We start from the raw sequence: 21,454 nt of genomic DNA, 5'->3' as shown, positions 1-21,454 counted from the left end.
TACGCAGGGCTGGGTGACGGTGACTCTCCTGTGACGACTCCGGAGAGCGGTACCGCGACGAAACCCCAGCGCCATATGGGCATGGTGCGCTGGCTACACCCCGCGCAGTTCATTCGCACGAGCATGGACGCCATCGTCGCGGCCGTGTTCGGCTCGCGGGCCGACCAGCGTCTCATCGAGTCCGTGGTACGGCCCCAGGAGCCCTACTTCGACTACTCGCAGATCGAGGACGGGGGCGGCAGCTTCTGGCTGGACTACGTGGCGGACACGGGAGACGGCTGGGACCCGACGTATTGCATCGCCCGGCTGCTGGCGCTGCCGACGCTGGAGACCGCGGTTCCCGGGGGAGCCCAGCACGTCACCCAGCGGGGACGGGTCCTCATCTTCGGAGGAGACGAGGTCTACCCGGGCGCCAGCCGGGAGACGTACGAAGAGCGGCTGATCCAACCCTATGAGGCGGCCATGCGCCGCTCACACCCGCCGAGCCCGGACCTGTTCGTCATTCCGGGCAACCACGACTGGTACGACGGGCTGGCGGCCTTCATGCGCCTGTTCTGCGCGCACCGCTGGGTGGCGGGCCGGCGCACGCGCCAGAGCCGGAGCTACTTCGCCCTGAAGCTGCCGCAGGACTGGTGGTTGCTGGGGACGGACGTCCAGCTCAACAGCGACATCGATGTGCCCCAGGTGGAGTACTTCCGCTCGGTGGCGGCGCTCATGGGGCCGAAGGATCGCGTCATCCTGTGCAACGCGGAGCCCGCGTGGATCCACGCCACCGCCACCAAGAAGCGGCGAGGCTACCTGGAGAACAACCTCGATTATTTGCAGGAGAAGGTGCTGGGCAAGCGCATCAGCGTCTTCATCGCGGGAGATCTCCACCACTACCGCCGGCACGAGGATCCCGAGGGCCGGCAGAAGATCACCGCGGGCGGGGGAGGCGCTTTCCTGCACCCCACCCATGCGCCTCCGGCCCGAGTTCTGCTGGATGACTACAAGGAGAAGAAGAGCTTCCCGGATGAGAAGACCTCGCGGCGGCTGGCGCGCGGGAACCTCCTGCTGATGCGCCACAGTCCGCTGTTTGGGCTGATGAGCGGCACCATGTACCTGCTGCTGGCGCTGGCGGCCTACGCGGAGGTGGGCCACTTAGGGTTGTCCCGCTTCCTGGAGGTGATCTCCAAGGTAGGGTACTCCATGGTGCTCCGGCCGCTGTCGCTGGTGTTGGGTGTGGCCACCCTGGCCGCCTTTACCGCCTTCGCGGACGTGGCGTTCGGCCGGTGGCGGACGCTGGCGGGCGCGCTCCACGCGACGGCCCACCTCACCGCTGCCTTCCTCTGTGCCTGGGGGGCCACCTACGTCACCGTCAGCGTCCTGGGCATCTGTCCGGAGATGGCTGCGGATGGGATGACGTGCACGGCAGGTTGGCTGCACCAGGCTGGCAAGTTCCTGATGGACACGGTGCTGACCTTCGCGTTCGGCTTTTTCGTGGGGCCCTTCGTGACGGGCTTCTATCTGTGGGTCAGCGTCAACGGCTTCCTGGCCCACTACAACGAGGCGTTTGGCGCGCTGGCGATACCGGACTGGAAGAACTTCCTGCGCCTGCGCATCGACCCGGACGGCAGCCTCACCGTCTTCCCCGTGGGCGTCGAGCGCGTGCCTCGCAAGTGGAAGAAGACCCACGCTGGGCCCTATGCGCCCGCGTACGAGTCAGATGATCCCAAAGCCACCGAGCCCATCCTCATCGAGGAGCCCTTCCGGATCCGCTGAGTCTGGAGGGACAGGGGCTCACTTCTCCGGGGGGCGCTGGCGCATCAGCCCTTCCTGAGCCGTCGAGGCCACCAGGCGGCCCTCGCGCGTGAAGATGCGCCCGTGGGCCAGCCCTCGGGCATTGCCCGCCCAGGGGCTCTCCATGGCGTACAGCAGCCAGTCGTTCATGCGCAGGTGGCCGTGGAACCAGAGGGCATGGTCCAGGCTGGCGAGCTGCAGTCCGGGCTGCAGGACGCTCATGCCGTGCGGCAGCATCGCCGTGGTGATGAGGTTGAAGTCCGAGGCATAGGTCAGCAGGTACTGGTGGACCTGCGGATCCTTCGGCAGCTCGCCGTTGGCCCGGAACCACACGTAGCGGACCGGATCCGTCGGCTGAGGCGCGAAGGGATCCCGCTCCGCCACGGGGCGGATCTCGATGGGCTTGTCGCCGAGGAACTTGTCGCGCACCTTTTCGGGGATGCGGTGGGCGTGGCGGCGCAGCAGCTCAATGTCCGTGGACAGGCCCTCGGGGCCGGGGACCTGGGGCATGGGCGCCTGGTGCGAGGCGCCCGGCTCCTCGCTCTGGAAGGACGCCATCATCGTGAAGATGGGCTGGCCCTTCTGGATGGCCACCACGCGCCGGGTGGTGAAGCTGCCGCCGTCGCGCACGCGGTCCACGGTGTAGACCACGGGCAGGCTGGCGTCCCCGGGGCGCAGGAAGTAGCCGTGCAGCGAGTGCGCATGCCGCTGGGCCTCTACTGTCTTGCTGGCGGCCGACAGCGCTTGCCCCAGCACCTGGCCTCCAAAGAGCTGACGGAAGCCGAGGTCCTGGCTGCGGCCTCGGAACAGGTTCTCCTCGATGGGCTCCAGCTCGAGCAGCGCGAGCAGATCCTCCAGAACTCGATTCATGTCCTCTCCACCTCCCCGCTCAGCCGAGCACCAGCGGCAATGATCGATACCCCAGGCTCAGCGGAGCGGAGTTCTGCCGCACCGCGGGCTCCTGTCCCCGCTCCAAGACGGGGAAGCGATCGAGCAGCGCGTTCAGTGAGATTCGACCCTCGAGCCGGGCCAGCATGGCCCCCAGGCAGAAGTGGGGGCCGAACCCAAACGCCACGTGCTCGGTGTTCTCCGGACGGCCGGGCCGGAACTCCTCCGGCTCCGCGAAGACGTCGGGATCCCGGTTCGCAGCGCCAAAGTAGAGGTCCACCAGCTCGCCCGCCTGCAGCTCCACCTCGCCGATCCGCACTGGACGGGCTGTCACTCGGGGACGCCGCTGGATCGGGCTCTCGTAGCGCAGCACCTCTTCGATGATGGGGTCGACCAGGGAGCGGTCCTCACGGGCGCGGCGCCAGAGCTCCGGGCGATCCGCGAGCAGGGCCATCATGTTGCCGATCAGGTTCGTGGTCGTCTCGTTGCCCGCGATGAGGAGCACCATGGTGAAGTTCAGGATCCCCTCAGCGGAGAGCGACTCTCCCTCGACCTTGGCCTCCAAGAGCGCCGAGATCAGATCCTCCCGAGGATGAGCCCTGCGCTCGGCGATGCTCTGGCGCAGGTAGTCGTTCAACGCCTGGAGCTTGCGGGCCCGCTCCTCCGGGGGGATTCCCACGTAGGAGATCATGGCGTCCGACCAGAGCTTGAGGGAGGGGTAGTCCTGGGGCGGGAGGCCGAGCAGCTGGGCAATGACTTGGATGGGCAGAGGGACCGCATAGGCCGCCATGAACTCCAAGGGGCCTCGGCCCGAGGCGTCGAGCAGGTCCTGGGCGATGCGGCCCACCGGCTCCGCGAGCGAAGCGACACGCTGCGGGCTGAAGGCCTTGTTCACGAGCCGCCGCAGGCGGGTGTGTTGCGGCGGGTCATCATGCACCATCGGGAGCTTGGGCATGTTCCTCAGCACCTGCGGCGAGTACGCGGAGAACGTCGCCGGGTCGCGGAGGGCGGCCACCACGCTCTCGTGGCGCAGCAGGGCCCAGGAGTAGAGAGGCGCTGTCTGGCCCGGGGTGGCGCCTGCGGGGAGCCTCATCAACCGGACCGGGTTGGGGCCGCGGAAGGCTCGGTAGACTGGGTAGGGGTTGACGATCCCCTCAGCGGAGCCGAGCACGTCGGGCGAGAGCGGTGCAGAGGCGTGCATGGGGCCATCTGACAAGATGACGCCTCGGAGGACAACAAGCGGTGAGTCCCGGCAGGGGCTCCCACAGACACCCCTGTTCCGGAGGACTGGCTTGGGACGTCAGGTCCCCGCGTCCGTGGGAGCTGTGCCGCCGTCAGTGGCCTCGGGGGGGCTGCCCGTCATCTCCTCGGTGAGGCCTTGGTCGCCCGTGCCGGGCTCCACCTCTCCGGCGGGCGAGACGACGCCTCCGGTGACGGGTTGCTCGCCCTCCTCGGGGATGAACTCCAGCATCTCCACGAAGGCCTGGCCTGGCAGGCGGAAGTCCATGGCCGTCACGCGGGGCCGGCCCTGGAGCTCGAAGAGCTGCTGCGCCACCGAGCCCGCCTGCACGCGCTGGTCCGAGAAGAAGACGTAGACCTTCACGGGGCCTTCCTGCGCGGGGACGCGGAAGCTCGCGTTGGCGACGGGGCGGCCCGAATCGCATTTGATGGAGCGGTTCTCGCGCGTCATCGTCAGCTGCCGGATGACGCCCTTCTGGGACACCGTGTAGACGAGGCAGTAGGGCAGCTGGCCCTCGCTGGGGACGATCTCCATCGTCGAGCCGCTCACCTTGCGGAGCTGCGCCCGAGTCGGCGGAGCTTGCTTGTTGTCCTGGGTACAGCCTGCCGTCAGCGCCAAAACGGCCACGGCCCATGGCCACCGCGTCATATGTTCCTCCCTCCCGCTTCGAACTGCTGTCTGCCTGGGCAGCCTACCTTGGACGTTGCCCCCAAGGGAGAAGACTGTGTCGCCTGCAGGAGGTTGAACAGGCCGCGGGGCTCAGGGACGCTGATAGACGACAATCTGCGGCGTCTCGTCCAGGTAGAGCCCTGTGACGGGCGTCCGGGTACCGAAGGCCTGCCAGATGTTGAACTCATGCTCGCGGAACTCCTGGTGGTACTGGTACACGGCGATGTCCGCGTCCGAGGGGCTCCAGGCCAGCTGCAAGTCTCTCCGCAGCATTCCGTTCTCCTGGTAGTGCTGGACGGAGTAGCCCGTCACCTCGTGCAGGTAGACGCGGGCGCCGGGCTTGGCGTGCTCGTTGATCCACGGCAGCACGCCCGTCACGTGGCTGGACCAGAACTGGCGCTGCATGCCCAGGGAGGCCGCGCCGGGCAGTCCTCCCGCAAGCTCCGAGTAGAAAGCCGTGCCATAGGGGAACACGCGCACCAGCCCGGCCAGCGCTGGGGCCATGAGCAGCGCGAACACGGGGACTGCGACTGTGGCGAAGGGCAGGGTGGGGCGGCGGGTCCGCAGCCGCTCCACGAGCGCGGTGCAGCCCCCCACGACTGCGGCTCCCGCGAGGATTCCCAGGAAGGGCATGGACGGCAGCCAGTGCTTCACTCCGCCGAAGTGCGGCACCTGCGGGTGGCTGATGATGGCGATGGAGGCCACCGCGTTCACGGCCACGAGCGCTTCCGTGAGGGAGGGACGGCGGACCCACTCGCGTGTGCGGGTTGGGAGGCTGAGCAGCGCGCGCCCCACCACGGTGAGCCAGCCCACGGCCATGGGGACGAAGAGGCTGGTAGGCACGGTGAGCGCGGTCTTCACCAGCACGTAGCTCAGGGGGAACGGCGGGGCGCGCATGAGGTTGCCCAGGTAGAACCAGGCGTAGTGCTCGTGCTTGGCGTGGAAGCTCAGGTACCAGGCCACGCGCGCCACAGGGTGGTGCCAGAGGTAGGGCCAGTGCAGGTAGAAGAGGATCGGCCCGAACACGGCCATCGCCGCCACGGGGATGAGCGCGCGAGCCGTGGGTTCGTGCACGCGGTGGAGCTCGCTCAGCACCCAGAAGGCGCCCACCGCCAGCCCCACGAAGAGGATCATGTGCGGGCTGAGGGGGATGAACTTCCGCTCGAAGCCACCTGGGCCCAGCGCGATGAAGAGCAGCAGGTAAAGCGCGGCCACGGCGGCGAACAGGCCGACGAAGCGCCACGCTCCGTCCCGCGCCGCAGGCACGTCCTGGCTCTCCTTCCATGCCCGCCACAGGGCGAACGGGACGAGCACGAAGGGCAGGAAGAGCGCGTTGTGCTTGGTGCAGAGGGCGAGCCCGAACGCTACGCCGCAGAGGAGCCCCCAGCGCCGGGACTCCATGGCGCGCCAGAAGGCGTAGACGACGAGCAGCCACATGGCCGCCACGGGCATGTCGAAGGCGGCCAGCTCCGCGTTGAAGTAGTGGCGAGGAACGAGCAGGAAGGAGAGGGCGGCGAAGAGTCCCACGGCCCGGCCGTAAAGGGCGCTGCCGAAGAGGAAGGTGAGCGCAGGCACCAGGGCCGCCATGGCCAGGGCGGGGAGGCGGAGGGCCGTCGCGGGGCGCAGCCACCCGAGCGTCTCGTGGAACAGCAGGTGAGAGAGCCCGAAGAGCTCTTTCATCAGCACGGGGTGCTCGTGGTTCACGTCCCACGCGCTGACGATGGCCGAGTCCTTCATCGCCAACGAGGGATGCTGGAACAACTGCTGGAACCAATGGGCGTAGCTCTCGGAGGAGACGAAGTAGATGCCCTCGTCGCGCACGAAGCCCACGGCGCGCTCGGTGATGAGCAGGACGAGGAAAGCCCCCACCCAGAGCCCTACGGCGATCCACTTCTCCTGACGTGTGGCCGGCCGCCCCAGCATCACGCGCCCTCCCCTGGAGCCCCGAGGGCGAACACGTCCAGGCACAGTTGGCGCGCCTCGGGGTTGGTGGCCTGGGACCAGATCTTCACGGTGCGAGGCTCTCCGGGGGGCAGTGCTCGCTCCGCCTTCTGGAGGCCGGGCACGCCCTGCGGCACGACCACGTCCAGCAGCCGCTCGCCGGTACGCGCGTCATCCACGCCGATGATGACGTTGCTCCGATGGGGCGCTCCGAAGGGGAACTCGAAGATGAGGCCTCCCTCGAGGCGAAGTCCCGTTCCTCCAGGCACACCGTCGAACTCCGCGACGAGCCGGTCCGCCCCGCCGGGTGGGTGCATCCACAGACAGTGACGCGGCTCGTAGAGGATCTCGTGCCACTCTGGAGCCACATAGAGGTGAGGAGGCCCGGGGCAGCGGTGCGCCTGGCCGTCGAAAGGGCAGGGACGGCGCGTGCCATCCGGGGACTCCAGGTAGACACGGGCGTGGGCGTATTGCTCGGAGGCCACGAAGCGGTGCGGACGGTAGCGCCCATTCGTGTAGAGCGTGAGCGTGAGGTTCCCGGCCTGGAAGGGCTGGCCCACCGCTGTGCGGCCGGGGAGGAAGTCGTGGAGGAAGGCTTCCTCATCGGCCTTGGGCAGCTGTGGCTGGCCCAGCACCCAGATGCGTGGGTGCGCGAGGAGGTTGTCCTTGTCCGAGCCGAAGTAGCCGACCACGGGGACCTGCGGCGGCAGGTACAGGCGCGCGCGCTCGGTCCACCAGGGGAAGAGCAGCACCGTGTCTCCCGGACGGAGCTCGGCCTTCAGCCGCTCACTGACGGCGAGGTAGTCCGTCTCCGAGGGGAGCCGCCCGGGCAGCCGCGCATAGAACACCAGGCACAGCAGCGCGACGAGGACGAATCCCCCCAACTGCACCAGGGGGAGGGCTGCGAGGAGGGACTTAGGACTTCGCAAGGCGGATCTTCTGCTCGCTCTTCTCGCGGCAGAAGGTGCAGAAGGTGGGCTCACCCTGGGCGAAAGAGGGCGTCCACGGTGGGTACATCGAGCAGCGCGGATCCAGGCAGTGGTGCAGCTCCCACAGGTGCCCCAGCTGGTGCAGCGCGTGCCGCGCCACTGGCTTGTACCCCACCTCGAGATCCTTGTACCCGGCGCTCGTGATGATCGCCTTGTCCTTGCCAAACCGCGAGAAGCCGTTCGTCGGCGCCGTGCCGCTCGGCAGCTCCCGCTCCTTCAGCTTCCGGCTCGTCAGATACAGGACCTTGTCGTCCTTGTAGGCCCGCACGCCCTTCACCGCGTCCAGCACCTTCTCGGCGTCCAGCGGCTCGGGCATCCCCGAGGGCAGCTCGAACTGCCCCGTGTGCTCGCTGCCCACGCCGAACGCCGTGTAGAGCGTGCGGCTGAACTTGGCCAGCTGCTTGTCATCGTACGAGTCCAGCGTCACCACGCGAATCACGGAGCATCACCTCGGAGACAAGGTTCTCACTCGGCGGGCTCGCCACCCGCCGCCATCCCGTGCGTCCTACTCGGTCCCTTCCTCGGGCTTCTTCTTCGGCGGACGGCCGCGCTTCTTCGGAGCCGCCGGCGCCGCGGCCTCACCCTCGGGCTTCGGCTTGGGCGGGCGGCCGCGCTTCTTCGGAGCCGCCGGTGCCGCAGCCTCACCCTCGGGCTTCGGCTTGGGCGGACGGCCCCGCTTGCGCTTCGGAGCCTCTTCCTCGGCACCCTCGGCCGGCGCTGCTTTCGCCGCCTTCTTGGCCGCCTTGGGAGTCTCCTCCTCGTCGCCCGCCTCCTCGTCGCCCGCTTCCTCGGAAGACTCCTCCTCGGGTGGGGCCTCCTCCTCGTCCGGAGGCAGGTCCTCCAGGTCGCCGTCGAGCCCCAGCAGGGCCCCATCCAGCCCCAGGTCGTCCTCGTCCCCCACGCCGCGCGGCTTGAACTCCTCCGCGGTGCGCTTGGGCCGCTCGCGGCCCGGCGGGAACAGGACGATGTCGATCGAGTCCTCCGCGTTGACCTCGGGGATGTTCAGCGCGGCGGCGACCTCGGACACCAGCAGGTGGCGCGCGTTGTCGTACAGCTCGCGCTCCTTGGTGGGCAGCGGCCGCAGCTCGCTGAGCACCTGCAGGCCCTTCACCACCTCGGCCAGCCCCAGAATGCCGCCCTGGGTCATCCGGTCCAGGTTGGTCCGGGCCCGCTGCTTCCAGTCCAGGTCCGCCTTGTCGCTGTCCGAACGGAGGAAGGAGTAGATCTGCTCTACGTCCTCGGCGGTGGCGACCTTGCGCACGCCGATGGCGGTGACCTTGGCCTGAGGCACCATCACCACCGCACCGTCTTCTTCCCGGCGCATCGTGACGAAGGTCAGCTTCTGGCCAGCCACTTCTTTCACATCGATGGCCGTGACGAGGCACACCCCTTGGTTGGGGTAGACCACCCGATCGCCGACCGCGAGCTGAAGTCCTTCTGGCATGTCCCCCTCGTGGGCGAGAGCAACGAGCGCAGACGCCGGTCGTAGCACCGAGCGGCGCTCAACGCTACGACATTACCGGCGGACTGCCGCCGTGAGTTCATCGGAATGTTCGCTCGCCAGGATGCCGTGCATCACCTGGTGCAGCCGGGCGTCCACGTGGGCGGCCACCTCGGAGTCCGTGGGCTCGGGCGTCACCGGTGCCATCTGCTCGCGAGAGGACAGTCCCGCCACCGCCGCCACCGCCGTCCCCAGCACTCCCAGTACGAGCCACTTCTTCATGTGCAGCCTCCCACCGAGCCCGCAGCAGGCGGGCCTCATGCACGACAGGGTAGGGAAGGCGGGCGGTTGATCAATTTTTCGGCTACAGGATGCTCCACATTGCTACAGGGAGCCACACGCCCCAGAGGGCTCAGCACCCCTGGGGGTGAGGGCCGGTGATGGTGACAACCTCGACGGAGAGCGCTCCGGCGTTGTCCTCCAGGTCCTCGTCCGGGAAGGTGAAGCGCAGCCAGCTCATCCCGGTGAAGCGGGTGGGGTGGCCCCTCTCCACCACATGGGCCCGGCCCGACGTCCAGGGGCCGCCCACCTCCGCGCCGCAGCCGCCGTCCTGGAGCACGAGCACCTTGCCCACGGCCTCTCCCTGGATGCCGCGCGTCCGGGCTGGCCGGGCGGTGTCGCGCAGGCGCACCTCATAGGTGGTGGCGGGATCGAGCCCGCGCAGCGTGTAGCTCTCCCCAGGGCGGGGTGTCACCGCGTGCTGGTGCGTGTCCACCATCACCGTGGCGCCGGTGCCGCTGGCCGTCTCTCGCACGGCGACCTGGAAGCTGCCGGAGGGCGCCTGTCCGGGGCTCTCCGGCACGAAGAGGTAGAGCGCGAAGGCGTTGCTCACCTGGAGCTCCTGTCCCCCCAGCAGCCCGAAGGACTTCCGCGCGGGGAGCGAAGCGCCGCCTTCCAGGTAATAGATGAGGGTGTCCGCCGAGGCCCCCGCGGCCGAGCCCTTCTTGGGGCCGCGCTCGGCGCGCAGGGAGTAGGTGCGAGACGGATCCAGCCGCAGCCGCGCCGCCGAGGACGGGGGCACGAGGAAGGCATGCTGCGAGGGCCGCAGCTCGAAGCTCGGCAGGGGGAAGGTCCCCTCATTGGGCACCTGCGCGCCGGGAGGCAGTACCGAGGCGCCTGTCATCGACTGCCGGGCGAGCCGGGGACTCGCGGGGCGCAGGTTGGCGCGCACGGCCAGGGTGGCGCCCTCGTCGGCCCGGACGCGCTGGCTCCAGGACTCCATGCCGATGGCGTGCACTTCAATGAGGTGTTCGCGATCCGCCGAGAGGGGAATGAGCGTGGGCGTGTGCTCCATGAGGAGCAGCCCGTCCACCCAGACGGAGGCCCCCTGGGGCGTGGAGGTGAGCTCCACCGAGAACGTCTTGCCGTCCTCTCGCGTCAGGAAGAACGCGACAGCGAGGAGCGCGGCGGCCACGGGCGCGCCGAACAGCACCCACGGTGCAATCGACCACCGTCTGCGCGGAGGCTCGGGGGGCTCCGGAGGAGGGGGCAGGGTGGGGACGGGCAGCGAGGAGCGGGAGGGGGTGCGGAGGCGAGGAAGCTCATCCGGCAGTTCTCGGCTCCACTGCTGGAGCTGGGCCAGGAAGTCCGGAGGCAGCCGCACGGGGCGCCCCTCCGCCACGAGCTCCGACTCGAAGAGATAGCCCATGAAGTGGGCCAGGGCGCTCGCGGGGAAGTCCGGCACGCAGGTGTGCAGGTACGTCTCCAGCGCCTCGCCAAACGCCTGCGCCGAGGGGTAGCGGCGCTCGCGCTCCACCGCCATCGCGGTGAGCAGGATGCGCTCCAGCTCCGGGGCCACGTCCGGGTTGAGGGAGCGCGGAGGAGGGAAGTTCCCCTGGGTGATGATCTGCAGCACCTCCATCCGCTCCCCCTCCCAGGGCAGCCGGCCGCAGAGCATCTGATAGAGCACCACGCCCGCGGCGAAGATGTCCGCGCGCGCGTCCAGCTCGCGGCCCATCGCCTGCTCGGGGGAGAAGTACAGGTACTTGCCCTGGCCCGCGCTGGCCTCCGCATCGGCGCTGCTGGCCAGCCGCGCCCGGGCGATGCCGAAGTCCACCAGCTTCACCTGGCCCTCGTACCCGAGCACCACGTTCTGCGGGCTGACGTCCCGGTGGATGATGTTGAGCGGCCGTCCGCTCTCGTCCAGCTGGTTGTGCGCGTACTCCAGGCCCCGGAGCATCTCGGTGGCCACCCGCAGCGCCAGCGGCACGGGCAGCACCGCCAGGTCCTTGTCCTTGGCCCGGCGCAGCACCTTGGACAAGGGCTGGCCATGCACCCACTCCAGGGCCAGGTAGTACTCGCCGTCCACCTCGCCGAAGTCGACGACGTGGGAGATGTTGCCGTGGCTCAGCCCCGCGGCGATGCGCGCCTCGTTGACGAACATGGAGACGAAGGCGGGGTTGTCGGCGAACGAGGGGAGGATCTTCTTGATGACCACCTGCTTGGTGACGCCGGCGGCCGCCGTCATGCGCGCGCGATAGATCTCCGACATCCCGCCCACCGCGATGCGGTCGAGCAGCAGGTATTTACCGAACTCCTGTCCCCCGGCGGGCAGCAGCACGATGGATCTGGTCTCCTGGCGGCAGCCCCGCGCAGCGCTCGCTTTACTGCATGTCTCCGCGCGGAGCCGCCAGAAGCTATCATGCGAACCCGACTGTCCTGTCCTGAGAGATCGCTCTTGCCTTCGCCTGCCCGCTTCCTCGCCTCTGCCCTCCTGCTCGTCTCCTCTTCCGCGCTGGCCGGTCCCGCCGTCCTGCTCTTCCCATCTTTGGGACGGCCCTCGGGGGTGGTCGTCCAGGGCCGCGTGCTGAAGGAGGCCCCCAGCCGTGGCAGCTCCGTGCTGTCGCGCAACCTGCGCCGGCTCACGGCGCCCAACTGGGAAGGTGCCAAGGTGGAGGTGTCCTTCCAGGGCATCACCGCCACGGTGACGAGCGGGCACGATGGGAACTTCGAGGTGAACCTCCAGCCGCGCGAGGGCTCCAGTTTCCCCACAGGGATTGCCTTGGCCGAGGCGAAGGTGACCGGCGCCAGCGCCCAGGTGCGCGTGGAGGTCGTTCCGGATACCACACCGTTCCTGGTCATCTCGGACTTCGATGACACGCTGGCCGTCACGCAGGTCATCAAGCCGGCCAAGCTGATGGAGTCGGCGTTCCTGAAGGACTCGGACACGCAGGCGGTGGTGCCCGGCATGTCGGCCTTCTATGGGTGCCTGAAGACGCCGGGGGTGCCCGCGTTCGCGCTGGTGAGCGGCTCTCCGGTTCAGTTCGTGCCGCGCATCCACAGCTTCCTGACTCGCAACGCGTTCCCGTCGTTCGGGATGTACCTGAGGGACCTGGGCCCGGACACGCTGTCCAACTACAAGCAGCCCGCCATCCGCAAGCTGCTGAGCCAGTTCTCGCAGCCAGTGGTGCTGGTGGGGGACTCGGGGGAGAAGGATCCCGAGGTGTACGAGCAGATCCGCGAGGAGTTCCCCGGGCGGGTGAAGGCCATCTACATCCGGGACGCGGGCCACAGCGAGGACTCGGAGCGCTTCACGGACATGGTCCTGTTCAAGGACGCGCGCGAGGCGGCCGCACACGCGGTGAAGAGCGGGCTGGCCGATGCGGCGTGTGTCGCGGCGGCGTTCCCTGCGGCGGCGCCCACGGCGGGACAGACGGTTCCATGAGGAGGGCAGGGCCCGAGGTGCTCCTGGCGGCGCTCCTGCTGGGAGCTGGGTGCCGGGAGGAGAAGCCGGCCGAGCCGCTCACGTCGCTGGCGCCCCCACCGCTGGCTCCGCTCGCTGCTGACCCGGTGGATGCGGGGATGGGGGAGGACGCCGAGGCCCTGTTCCGCCTCGCGCCCGCGGAGGTGTACGGCGAGGAGGTGCCAGCAAAGGCGCTGAAGTTGGAGCTGGCGGGAGAGGCCGTGCAGCTCGGTGCGGAGCGCTTCTCGCCGCGCCGTCCCGAAGAGGCGGAGCGGTTGGCGGAGGGCGTGCGGGGGAAGGTGGTGCTGGTGGTGCCGGACGCGGACACGTTCCTGGCGCAGACCTCCGAGCTGCTGGAAATGCTGAGGGACTCGGCGGCGGAGGTGTGGCTGAAGCATCCGGATACGGCGGTGGCCTACCGGCTGGTGCTGAGGGACGAGGAGGGCTTCCGGGCGTGGCTGGCGGAGGTGGCGCCGGGGAAGCTGCGCATCATCCAGCGCTCGGACGGCTTCGAGCTGACCACGAGCGTGGGGAAGCTGCCGGGGAGAGACCCCAACGGGCCCTCGGTTCCGGTGCGGGGTGGCAAGCAGGACATCGCCACGCTGCGCAAGGGGCTGGAGCGGCTCAAGGGCCGCTTCAAGACGGCCGAAGATATCTGCCTGGTGCCTTCGTTCGGGACGGAGGTGGCGCAGGCGGTGCGGGCGCTGAGCGCTGTATACACAGCGCCAGGAGAGCCGCTCTTCGAGACGCTCTGTTTGGTTTATCCCACCCCTCACCGGCCTCGGGACGGTGGGTAGGAAAACGCTGCTTCCTTAGTGGCGCCGTGTTGCGGTGCGCCATACCTTGCCCACGCGGTGTTTTCACCATGCGTGCTGAGCAAGAGGGCACGCCCGTGGGAGGTGCCAGATGGCCGCAAGTACCGAGACGTCGCAGTCCACCGAGCTGCCCGCAGGTGGCGCGTTCCTCCTCGAGGAGGTGGGCTCGCAGCGCATCATGACGCCGGAGCAGTTCACGGAAGACCATCGCCTGTACCTGAAGACAGCGATGCAGTTCAGCCGTGAGCAGGTGCTGCCGCAGGCCGAGCGCATCGAGTCCAAGGACAACGCGCTGCTGAAAGAGCTGCTGCGGCGCGCGGGCGAGCTGGGCCTGCTGATGATCGACATCCCCGAGGCCTACGGCGGGCTGGGGTTGGACAAGACGACGTCCATGTTGATCACCGAGGCCATGAGCGTCATGGGCTCCTGGTCGGTGACGTTCAGCGCGCACACGGGCATTGGCACGCTGCCGATCGTCTGGTTCGGCAACGAGGAGCAGAAGGCGAAGTACCTGCCGAAGCTGGCCACGGGCGAGTGGGTGGCGGCGTACGCGCTGACGGAGCAGGGCAGCGGGAGCGATGCGCTCGGGGCGAAGACGAAGGCAGTGCTGTCGCCCGACGGGAAGCACTACGTGCTGAACGGCTCGAAGCTCTACATCACGAACGCGGCGTTCGCGGATGTGTTCGTGGTGTTCGCGAAGGTGGACGGGGACAAGTTCACGGGCTTCATCGTGGAGAAGGACACGCCGGGATTCACGGTGGGGCCCGAGGAGCACAAGATGGGCATCCGTGGCTCGTCCACATGCCCGCTGTACTTCGAGGACGCGCGGGTGCCGGTGGAGAACGTGCTGGGGGAGATCGGCCGCGGGCACAAGATCGCGTTCAACATCCTCAACTACGGCCGGCTCAAGCTGGGGGCGGGTGTGACGGGCGGGATGAAGATCCAGCTCGAGAACGCGCTGGGCTTTGCCCAGGAGCGCAAGCAGTTCGGCACGCCGGTGGTGAGCTTCCCGCTGACGCGCGAGAAGTTCGCGCGCATGGCCACGGTGATCTACGCGAACGAGTCCATGACGTACCGGACGGCGGGGCTGGTGGACGGGAAGCTGGCGGGGCACGAGCGGCAGGCGAAGGACTACGACGCGCACGTGATAGCGGCCATCGAGGAGTACGCGATCGAGTCGTCGATCATGAAGGTGTTCGGCTCGGAGGCGATCGGGCAGCTGGTGGACGACGCGGTGCAGATCCACGGCGGGGCGGGCTACATCGAGGAGTATCCGGTGGAGCGGGCGTACCGGGATGCGCGCATCAACCGCATCTTCGAGGGCACGAACGAGATCAACCGGATGCTCATCACCGGGCTGCTGCTGAAGCGGGCGGTGAAGGGGCAGCTTCCGCTGATGGCGGTGGCGCAGTCGGTGGAGGACGAGCTGGAGCAGGGTGGGGTGCCGCGGGCGCGCCGGGAGGACGCGCTGGCGGCGGAGGAGCGCGCGGCGGAGTGCCTCAAGCGCATGGCGCTCTACGGGCTCAAGGTGGCGGCGGAGACGTTCGGCACGGAGCTGGATCAGCACCAGGAGGTGCTGGCGGGGCTGTCGGACGTGGTGATGGACGCGTTCGCGCTGGACTCGATGGTGACGCGCACGCGGCAGAGCGCCTCCGATGGGGCGCTGGATGCGACCCGGGTGGCGATGGCGCGGCTGTACGGGATGGAGGCCATGGCCCGCTCGTTCGAGCGGACGCGGCGCGCGCTGTGCGCTTCGGCGAAGGGCGAGGCGCTCCAGCAGCACCTGGCCCGGATTGCGCCACTTCAGCTCTTCACTCCGTATAACCCCACGGAGTTGCGCGAGCAGATCGTGGCGGCGGTGGAGAAGGCTGGCGGCTATCCGCTGTCTGCGGTTTAGGAAACTGCCGCTCTATCCTCCCAATGCGGTCGCTTCAGTGGCGGAAGGCCAGAGCGGTGCGGCGTCGGGCCCGGTGGATGCAGAAGGCCTCTGGCACCACATCGCCTCTGATCTGACAATCATGCGTGTGCGAGCCAAACCGGATATTGTACCTACCCAAGCTAGGCTTTTTCACTGGCCTATACCAAAAAGGGGGCAGGATGGGCGCTAGGACAGCTCAGTCGCTGATAGACGAATTTAGAAATACCGTCCGTAACCGTGCTCCGCTCATCCGAGCCCGCGCTGCTGGGCAGCGGACGCTCCTCGAATTCAGGCTTTCCTCTGAGCGGGAACGCAACCACTCCGCCATTTGGTGGATTCACCTCGCTCACCTTGGCACTCTCGACAAATTAGAGGGCCTCCTTCGACGGGACGGGCCATATGAAACCCTTGAGCTGCTAGCCATAGCTCGCAACATTTTTGAGAACTTAGCCTGGCTTCGGCTCATGTCGAATGACCACCGATATGGCTTGGTTTTCTACAGCCAACTCCTTCGAGGGCAAATCGACAGCCTCCAGGGCCTGATCACGAAGATCTCGGATGAGGCAGATCTGTTTGAGTCTGTCGAAGAACTTGATGACCACGCTCTGATGTCGACAGTTGGCGAAATAGTTGCCAGCGATCCATCGCCGGAAGCGATTGCAGAGGCGCAAGCCGAGCATAGGTCAAAAACCGACATGCTGGACGACATGGTTCGGCGCGAGTTCAGCTTGTTTTCGGAACCGGCCACTTCGAACGGGTACGGCTACCAAGCCCATCTGCTGAGAACGAAGACCATCCCTAAGTACCAGGGGCAGTTGAGTAAGGTAATTCAGCACAAGGCGGAGTTCGATACTGTGCTGCCATCCCTGCTCGATGCGCGAATGTTCGGCATAGCGATCAATAAATGGAATTGGGCCGATCGCGCGAAGGACGCTGGCATGGAAAAGCACTATCGGTTCCTCTACCCTTATACGAGCAAACTCCTCCACTCGACGCCGCTTAACATCATCTCCGATAAGGCGTTGACGGAGGCGGAGACATTAATCGTTCTGGATTATATTGTGGTGTCTGCTGGCGACTTGCTGGATCTGATCGGGAACTTCACATACCCAGGCCAGATCAACGCTATCTCCGTCAGTAGCTGATGGAAGTTCTCCCGCTTGAGCATGAGCATAGACAGGATAGAGGCCATGCTGAGAGTGAGGGCTGAAGTATAGGAAGATGGGCGCGCCGGCCAGGGCCGAGGCTGTGAATTCCTGGACAGGCTTCAGCCACAGTTTGTCGGTGGGCAGTTTTGGTTTGTCTGGACACTGTCCACTGTTTGCAGCAGCACGCGCGTGGTGCACCTCGACACGGGCCATGGTGAGCCCTTCATCCATGTCCCACGCGCGAACGATGCCCGTCCCGTGGAGTTGGAGGAGGAGGAGTTCACCCACCGGCCATCGCAAAGGAGGTCTGGCAGAAGAGGCTCTCAGTTAACCCGGAGAAAGTAGCGCGGGAACTGCTTGAACTCTCCCCGCGCAGTGGCTGGTACCGGCACTGACGGGCGAACTCCAACGGCCGGGACGACAGATCTCCACCCCGGGTACATGGCTCAACAAGCTGGTGACGCGGAGCCCATGACTCAAGGAACCGACGATGGCGAAGCGGTACTTCGACCTCTCCGATGACGTTCACATTGCCGGCCGATGGCATCTGGGCATGCCCATCAATGCGGTAGGACAGGATCATGGGGCGTGGCTGTTCATGAGGGGGGATCCCGCTCAAGTCCAGGGACGGCTGCGAGTTCCCCTCTATCGCCTTGGCAAGACGCTCGACTTTTCGCTCGCGGATGCTGGGGCCATTCCTGTTGTCCACGCCAAGGTCGCTTCGCTCCTGAAGGAGCTAGCCCCTGAGGATGTCCAGCTCTTCCCTGTCGAGATCGACGGACAGCCAGATCACTTCTGCCTCGTGAATGTCACTCGTCTGGTGAGGTGCATCGACGATGAAGCGTCCGAGGAGGTGGAGTATTGGACTCCAGAGGATGGGCGTCCGGAGAAGACCGGCAAGTACCGAGCCGTGGCCGGTATGCGAATTGATCCCTCGAAGGTGGGGGATGCCAAGATCTTCCGCCCTTGGGGGTGGACCATCGCCCTCATCGTCTCCGAGGAGGTCAAGGAGGCCCTAGAGCACATCGGAGCCACGGGGACGAAGTTCAAGGAGGTGTAGTTCGTCGGGTCACTCACCGTGGGCACAAGCTACAATGTGCGCTATTGGTGGAGACCACTGGCCACCACCCTCTTTTCATCGAAAATGGGCTTTTATGATGAGTATCGATATCTACACAGAAAAAGCCATCCAAGTACCGAGCAAGGAGCACATCATCCCAAACTTCCTGGGAGGCCAGCTCATCTCGTGCGAACTCATCGACAAATTCACTAACGACTACTTTGGCGGCAGTATTGATGCCGCACTGGCACAGGCACTTCGACCCATTACGGTCCCACTCGATGCCCGCTCAGATAGGAAACCGAACGAGCCTGCCCCTGCGATGCAGGCAACGTCCGTCGATGGCGAAACCTATGAGGTCAGAGCCGGTGGAGTCGTGCGCCCCACGCCCAAACTGGACGTACAGGTCATTGGAAGAGAGCTGCACATTAATGGCTCGGCACCAGGCATGCCGGAGATACGTCAGGCTCTCAGAAAGAAGGTAAAGCAACTCGGCCTGTCTCTAGATGAGGTGATGAAGCAGGTCGAGTCGCTTGCCACCAAGCACATCGGGTTGATGCCAAAACTGACCTTTCCCGTGGAGATCTGGGACCGAGATCCATACAGGGCCACCGCGAAGATTGCCTGCAATCAGCTAGGCATGCACGAACAAGCGCTCTTTCTTCGCCCCGAGTTCAACTCGATCCGTCAGTTTGTAATGCATGGTACACAGCCAGAAGTGTTGCCCGTGCAAGTCGCGCCTGTAGACATTCGGCGACCAGAGAGCGCTCCAATGGGCCGTCTAGATCATCTCGTCATTGTGCATGGCACTGCCGCTACTGGGCAGGTCACCGGTCTCGTCACCTACTTCGGACTGCTCTCATTCGTCGTCAACTTGGCCACCTGCACGCTGGACAAGAATTTCAGCTACAGTTACCGGGTCGACCAGCTTGGCAGAAGTGATCGACAGAACGCTTCAGCCGATCTCAAAATGGTGATTCCAAGCTTTGAGTCGTGTGCTCGACTGAGTTACGAGGAGTTCCGGGAAACGGCTCTCGCGCAATTGAACAGCCTTTTGCCTGAGGTCTTTGGTATTCAGAGGCAGCACTGGTTGCGAAGGATCATTCTTCCCTATTGGGAGAAAGCTGCCGAGTTGACGGCGAGGAGAGAGCTGACTCCTGATGAGCACTGGGAGCTTGCAAACGCAATTACAGTTGCCGTCGTGCGAGAGCTGGAACCTTCCATCCGCGAAGCTTCGCGCCTGAGGCGTGCAGAGGCTGAAGCCGCGCTTGAGAAAGCGTCCACAGATGGTGGTGGCGAGGACAAGTAGCTGGTCTGTTGCCTGTTACTCAGCATTCTAGCCTTCTCATCCAAGAAGAACGAGGCAAATGAGCCAACCCGCGCAACGTCGGTTCGTGGAGGTGTTTCCAAGGTTGGCAGACGTCGCCGAAGACGTGCTGCCTGAATTTGCCCGGAGCCTTCCCTTTCACCCTCTCCAGTTTCTCCAAGAACTCCTCCTCGCGGCAGAGCTGAAGCAGCAAAACGAGTGGACTCGTGCAGGCCTGACCGCGCTCGAAGCGGTTTCCGTTGGCTTGCTTCGCGAACTCCAAGCAGCACGAGCGTTGTTCGGTGACGAGTCGCGTCTCCTCTTCGACTGGGTCAAACTGGCCATCGCGAGGCTCGTCGCACGAGCCGCCTTAGATACCGGTGACCTTGCGCGCACGCACGAATGGCTCATCCGAGCGGTTGCTGTGGAGGAGTATTGCGGCGACGGCGAGTACACGTTCGATTACAGCCCTCTCGCTGGCGCGCTTTCGGCTCCACAGGCGCTCGTCGGAGCGCTTGTCACGGATGCCGTTCTCGACTGGCTCGGAACGCTGTTCGCCCACAGCGCACGTTCCGGGGACTTGCTCAGTCACGCTCAGGAAATCTTTCCTGTGCCCGGCAAAATGATTTCTGCGGGGATCTTCTCCCGGGCATCATTCCCCAGCTTGGTGCTGGACATGTTGATGCAGCGGGCTCAGTGGGCGGCTCGCTACCAATCACAGGATGCGCAAGCAGCGGCGGCACCACTGCTGGAGCTTCTCGATTCCGGTATTCTCTCGGAAGGAGATCGCGCAGGGATCGAACTTTTCCTGGCGACGAACACGTATCCGTTTGCTAGCGAGCCGCAGGCGGAACGCGCGCGCCGTGCGCTCGCAACCTATTTCGACAGATATAGTGCAGCAAACCGACTGCTCCTGCGGATTGCCTCGTGCTGGGGTGACTCTGCAAGGCTTCGCGAAATTCACTCCCAGTTGCTCGAAGACCTCGCCTCAATTCGCACTGAACGCGCGCAGCAAGCGGCGTCACCGACCGAGGCACTGCTGCGCGCGGGTCAGTCGTTTCGGATGCTGCAGCCTGTCCTTCGCGCATACGCCGAGAGCGGCGACGCCGCGTCAGTTGTGGAGATTCTCGCCGCGTGGTCCGGAGATGTTTCGGCCCAGCCACTCGTGCAAGTGCCACTGCTAGCGGTGCCAGGACATCCGGTGGGCACTCTTTGGGTGTCCGGCGAAACAGTTGCGCCAATGGACACAACGCCGAAGGAGAATTTCGGAGATTTTCTGGCGGCCCTGAATGCGTTCCTCGATGTCACGATCCTTTTCGGAGACCAGCCCTCGCTTCGCCCGAGACAAAGAGGGGGGGGGATGCATCCCCATCCGGAGTACGGTCGCCGTTTCGAAGCCGAGTCAATAAGGTTGCTGCGTCTCGACGCCCTTTCCGAGTTCGGCACGCCACTGCCGGATCGGCTTGTGCTGGCGCCTGGGCTGACCGTCCCAGTCCAGCCGCTGCTCCTCCGGCATAGAGGACACAATGCCGCGCTGAGCGTGTCGCTGCGCGAGCCACTCCCTGTGCGTCCACTCAGGCACGTCGCCCTTCTGGGTGACAACACTATGTCGTCCGCGTTCGAACTCGACGCGGTCACCTCGATACTTGAGCGGGCAGGTGTCGCTGTCGACCGAATTTCTCCCACAGCAGACGCCTTCAAGTCCGCTTACTCGGACACTCGGTACGATGCGCTCTGGGTCGCCGCCCATGGCGAATACCGCTCATTTCAGTTGGAGCGCTCCGCACTAGTACTCGGTGAGAGTGAGGAATTGTCCCTCGACGACTTGGCAGCACTCCCAGCGCCAAGTGGCGACCGGCGCTTGCTCGTTCTCAACGTCTGTAGCGGCGGCCATTCGGCGACGTTCGGAGGGCCGCTTGGCGTGGGCCTTGGACCGGTGCTCGTCGGCCGATCACAGACTGTAATCAGTCACCTGTGGCCGGTTGGATTTCAGTTCGCAGGCGCATTCGGTGTCCTCCTTGCCGACGCGCACGTCCGTCTCAAGGACCACCTGGACGCGTACGGGGAGAGCATGCAGGTCGTGCTGGCTGGGCGAGAATCGATGTTGCAACGACTTGCTCTACTACCCAATGCTGCACCGGTCGCCGAGCGCCTTCACGAGGGAATTGACGTTGGCAACATCGCTAGCTGGGGAGCTCCGACCTTGTTGATCTAAGCTCCCCACGCGGCGGCCGGAAGTTCTGGCGTCTCGCGTAGGGCCGAACCTGATTCTCTCGGAAGCCGGGCGGGAACCATCCCTGCGCGATGGTCCACGTCACTGCCGAGCAGCGGCAACGAACCTGACCGGACACAGACTTATGGGCCGTCCGGTACGTAATTGGTACGTAATCGAGCGGTTCTGGGTGAACGCAGGTGAACTCCAGCGTTCAGTACTCTCAAGGACTTAGCTGTTCTCACCCGAGGACCGAGCGGCCCTTCAAGGGTTAGGAAACCGCCGCTCTATCCAACTGAGCAGTGC

Annotated in this window: 17 protein-coding genes; 8 read left to right on the top strand and 9 right to left on the bottom strand. The window is 65.9% G+C overall.

The features are described from left to right. Positions 1 to 75: 75 nt before the first annotated feature. Positions 76 to 1,761, top strand: coding sequence for a hypothetical protein (locus tag DB31_RS40885; RefSeq protein ID WP_044198580.1), 1,686 nt, complete (start codon positions 76 to 78; stop codon positions 1,759 to 1,761). 18 nt (positions 1,762 to 1,779) lie between these two features. Here the strand turns inward: DB31_RS40885 and tesB are convergent, their stop codons facing one another. The 9 genes from tesB to DB31_RS40840 all read right to left on the bottom strand — a co-directional run bounded on the left by tesB (position 1,780) and on the right by DB31_RS40840 (position 11,567). After that, positions 1,780 to 2,649 carry an acyl-CoA thioesterase II gene (gene tesB, locus DB31_RS40880; protein ID WP_044198578.1) on the bottom strand — a complete coding sequence of 290 codons (870 nt, stop codon included), beginning with the start codon at positions 2,647 to 2,649 and terminating at the stop codon, positions 1,780 to 1,782. A 19-nt stretch (positions 2,650 to 2,668) separates the two neighbouring features. Further along, entirely contained in the window at positions 2,669 to 3,868 is a 1,200-nt protein-coding gene (locus DB31_RS40875; RefSeq protein WP_052420644.1) for a cytochrome P450, read from the bottom strand. A 99-nt stretch (positions 3,869 to 3,967) separates the two neighbouring features. After that, entirely contained in the window at positions 3,968 to 4,555 is a 588-nt protein-coding gene (locus tag DB31_RS40870) for a hypothetical protein (protein ID WP_044198576.1), read from the bottom strand. A gap of 111 nt (positions 4,556 to 4,666) precedes the next feature. Continuing rightward, complete coding sequence (locus DB31_RS40865) at positions 4,667 to 6,499, bottom strand: ArnT family glycosyltransferase (protein ID WP_044198574.1); 1,833 nt, start codon at positions 6,497 to 6,499, stop codon at positions 4,667 to 4,669. After that, the gene (locus tag DB31_RS40860; RefSeq protein ID WP_044198573.1) at positions 6,499 to 7,446 is read right to left on the bottom strand and encodes a hypothetical protein; all 948 of its coding nucleotides are present in this window, start codon (positions 7,444 to 7,446) and stop codon (positions 6,499 to 6,501) included. Before DB31_RS40860 ends, DB31_RS40865 begins: the two co-directional genes overlap by 1 nt. Beyond that, positions 7,433 to 7,945, bottom strand: a complete 513-nt coding sequence (locus DB31_RS40855; RefSeq protein WP_044198571.1) for a zinc metalloprotease — start codon at positions 7,943 to 7,945, stop codon at positions 7,433 to 7,435. Before DB31_RS40855 ends, DB31_RS40860 begins: the two co-directional genes overlap by 14 nt. Positions 7,946 to 8,011: 66 nt before the next feature. Beyond that, positions 8,012 to 8,950, bottom strand: coding sequence for a CarD family transcriptional regulator (locus DB31_RS40850; protein WP_044198569.1), 939 nt, complete (start codon positions 8,948 to 8,950; stop codon positions 8,012 to 8,014). Positions 8,951 to 9,022: 72 nt separating this feature from the next. Further along, positions 9,023 to 9,229, bottom strand: coding sequence for a hypothetical protein (locus DB31_RS40845; RefSeq protein ID WP_044198567.1), 207 nt, complete (start codon positions 9,227 to 9,229; stop codon positions 9,023 to 9,025). Between the two features lie 130 nt (positions 9,230 to 9,359). Then, positions 9,360 to 11,567, bottom strand: coding sequence for a protein kinase domain-containing protein (locus DB31_RS40840; protein ID WP_044198566.1), 2,208 nt, complete (start codon positions 11,565 to 11,567; stop codon positions 9,360 to 9,362). A 117-nt stretch (positions 11,568 to 11,684) separates the two neighbouring features. On the opposite strand from DB31_RS40840, the gene DB31_RS40835 reads away from it, so the two are divergent. From DB31_RS40835 to DB31_RS40805, 7 genes are all read left to right on the top strand, one after another. Continuing rightward, positions 11,685 to 12,671 carry a phosphatase domain-containing protein gene (locus DB31_RS40835; protein ID WP_044198564.1) on the top strand — a complete coding sequence of 329 codons (987 nt, stop codon included), beginning with the start codon at positions 11,685 to 11,687 and terminating at the stop codon, positions 12,669 to 12,671. Further along, positions 12,668 to 13,486 (top strand): hypothetical protein, encoded by an 819-nt coding sequence (locus DB31_RS40830; RefSeq protein WP_044198562.1) that lies wholly within the window; start codon positions 12,668 to 12,670, stop codon positions 13,484 to 13,486. The genes DB31_RS40835 and DB31_RS40830 overlap by 4 nt, the downstream gene beginning before the upstream one ends. 109 nt (positions 13,487 to 13,595) lie before the next feature. Then, the gene (locus tag DB31_RS40825) at positions 13,596 to 15,401 is read left to right on the top strand and encodes an acyl-CoA dehydrogenase family protein (RefSeq protein WP_044198560.1); all 1,806 of its coding nucleotides are present in this window, start codon (positions 13,596 to 13,598) and stop codon (positions 15,399 to 15,401) included. A 485-nt stretch (positions 15,402 to 15,886) separates the two neighbouring features. Next, positions 15,887 to 16,567: a hypothetical protein gene (locus DB31_RS40820; RefSeq protein WP_044198559.1), complete on the top strand. Its 681-nt coding sequence runs from the start codon at positions 15,887 to 15,889 to the stop codon at positions 16,565 to 16,567. 493 nt (positions 16,568 to 17,060) lie between these two features. Then, positions 17,061 to 17,630, top strand: coding sequence for an imm11 family protein (locus tag DB31_RS40815; protein WP_044198557.1), 570 nt, complete (start codon positions 17,061 to 17,063; stop codon positions 17,628 to 17,630). A gap of 94 nt (positions 17,631 to 17,724) precedes the next feature. Beyond that, positions 17,725 to 18,939: a hypothetical protein gene (locus tag DB31_RS40810; RefSeq protein WP_044198555.1), complete on the top strand. Its 1,215-nt coding sequence runs from the start codon at positions 17,725 to 17,727 to the stop codon at positions 18,937 to 18,939. Between the two features lie 58 nt (positions 18,940 to 18,997). Beyond that, a complete protein-coding gene (locus DB31_RS40805) occupies positions 18,998 to 21,151 on the top strand; it encodes a CHAT domain-containing protein (protein WP_044198553.1) in 2,154 nt (717 codons plus the stop codon). Positions 21,152 to 21,454: the final 303 nt, after the last annotated feature.

Source organism: Hyalangium minutum, assembly GCF_000737315.1.
In the GTDB taxonomy this organism is placed as follows: Bacteria; Myxococcota; Myxococcia; order Myxococcales; family Myxococcaceae; genus Hyalangium; species Hyalangium minutum.
This window is presented reverse-complemented; position numbering and strand designations above follow the sequence as displayed.

Excerpts from the sequence above, each read along its gene's own strand:
- DB31_RS40820 (WP_044198559.1), top strand. The coding sequence starts at position 15,887 with ATGTCGAATGACCACCGATATGGCTTGGTTTTCTACAGCCAACTCCTT.
- DB31_RS40885 (WP_044198580.1), top strand. The coding sequence starts at position 76 with ATGGGCATGGTGCGCTGGCTACACCCCGCGCAGTTCATTCGCACGAGC.
- DB31_RS40845 (WP_044198567.1), bottom strand. The coding sequence starts at position 9,229 with ATGAAGAAGTGGCTCGTACTGGGAGTGCTGGGGACGGCGGTGGCGGCG.
- DB31_RS40875 (WP_052420644.1), bottom strand. The coding sequence starts at position 3,868 with ATGCACGCCTCTGCACCGCTCTCGCCCGACGTGCTCGGCTCCGCTGAG.
- DB31_RS40825 (WP_044198560.1), top strand. The coding sequence starts at position 13,596 with ATGGCCGCAAGTACCGAGACGTCGCAGTCCACCGAGCTGCCCGCAGGT.
- DB31_RS40870 (WP_044198576.1), bottom strand. The coding sequence starts at position 4,555 with ATGACGCGGTGGCCATGGGCCGTGGCCGTTTTGGCGCTGACGGCAGGC.
- DB31_RS40865 (WP_044198574.1), bottom strand. The coding sequence starts at position 6,499 with ATGCTGGGGCGGCCGGCCACACGTCAGGAGAAGTGGATCGCCGTAGGG.
- DB31_RS40850 (WP_044198569.1), bottom strand. The coding sequence starts at position 8,950 with ATGCCAGAAGGACTTCAGCTCGCGGTCGGCGATCGGGTGGTCTACCCC.
- DB31_RS40805 (WP_044198553.1), top strand. The coding sequence starts at position 18,998 with ATGAGCCAACCCGCGCAACGTCGGTTCGTGGAGGTGTTTCCAAGGTTG.
- DB31_RS40815 (WP_044198557.1), top strand. The coding sequence starts at position 17,061 with ATGGCGAAGCGGTACTTCGACCTCTCCGATGACGTTCACATTGCCGGC.
- DB31_RS40830 (WP_044198562.1), top strand. The coding sequence starts at position 12,668 with ATGAGGAGGGCAGGGCCCGAGGTGCTCCTGGCGGCGCTCCTGCTGGGA.
- DB31_RS40810 (WP_044198555.1), top strand. The coding sequence starts at position 17,725 with ATGATGAGTATCGATATCTACACAGAAAAAGCCATCCAAGTACCGAGC.
- tesB (WP_044198578.1), bottom strand. The coding sequence starts at position 2,649 with ATGAATCGAGTTCTGGAGGATCTGCTCGCGCTGCTCGAGCTGGAGCCC.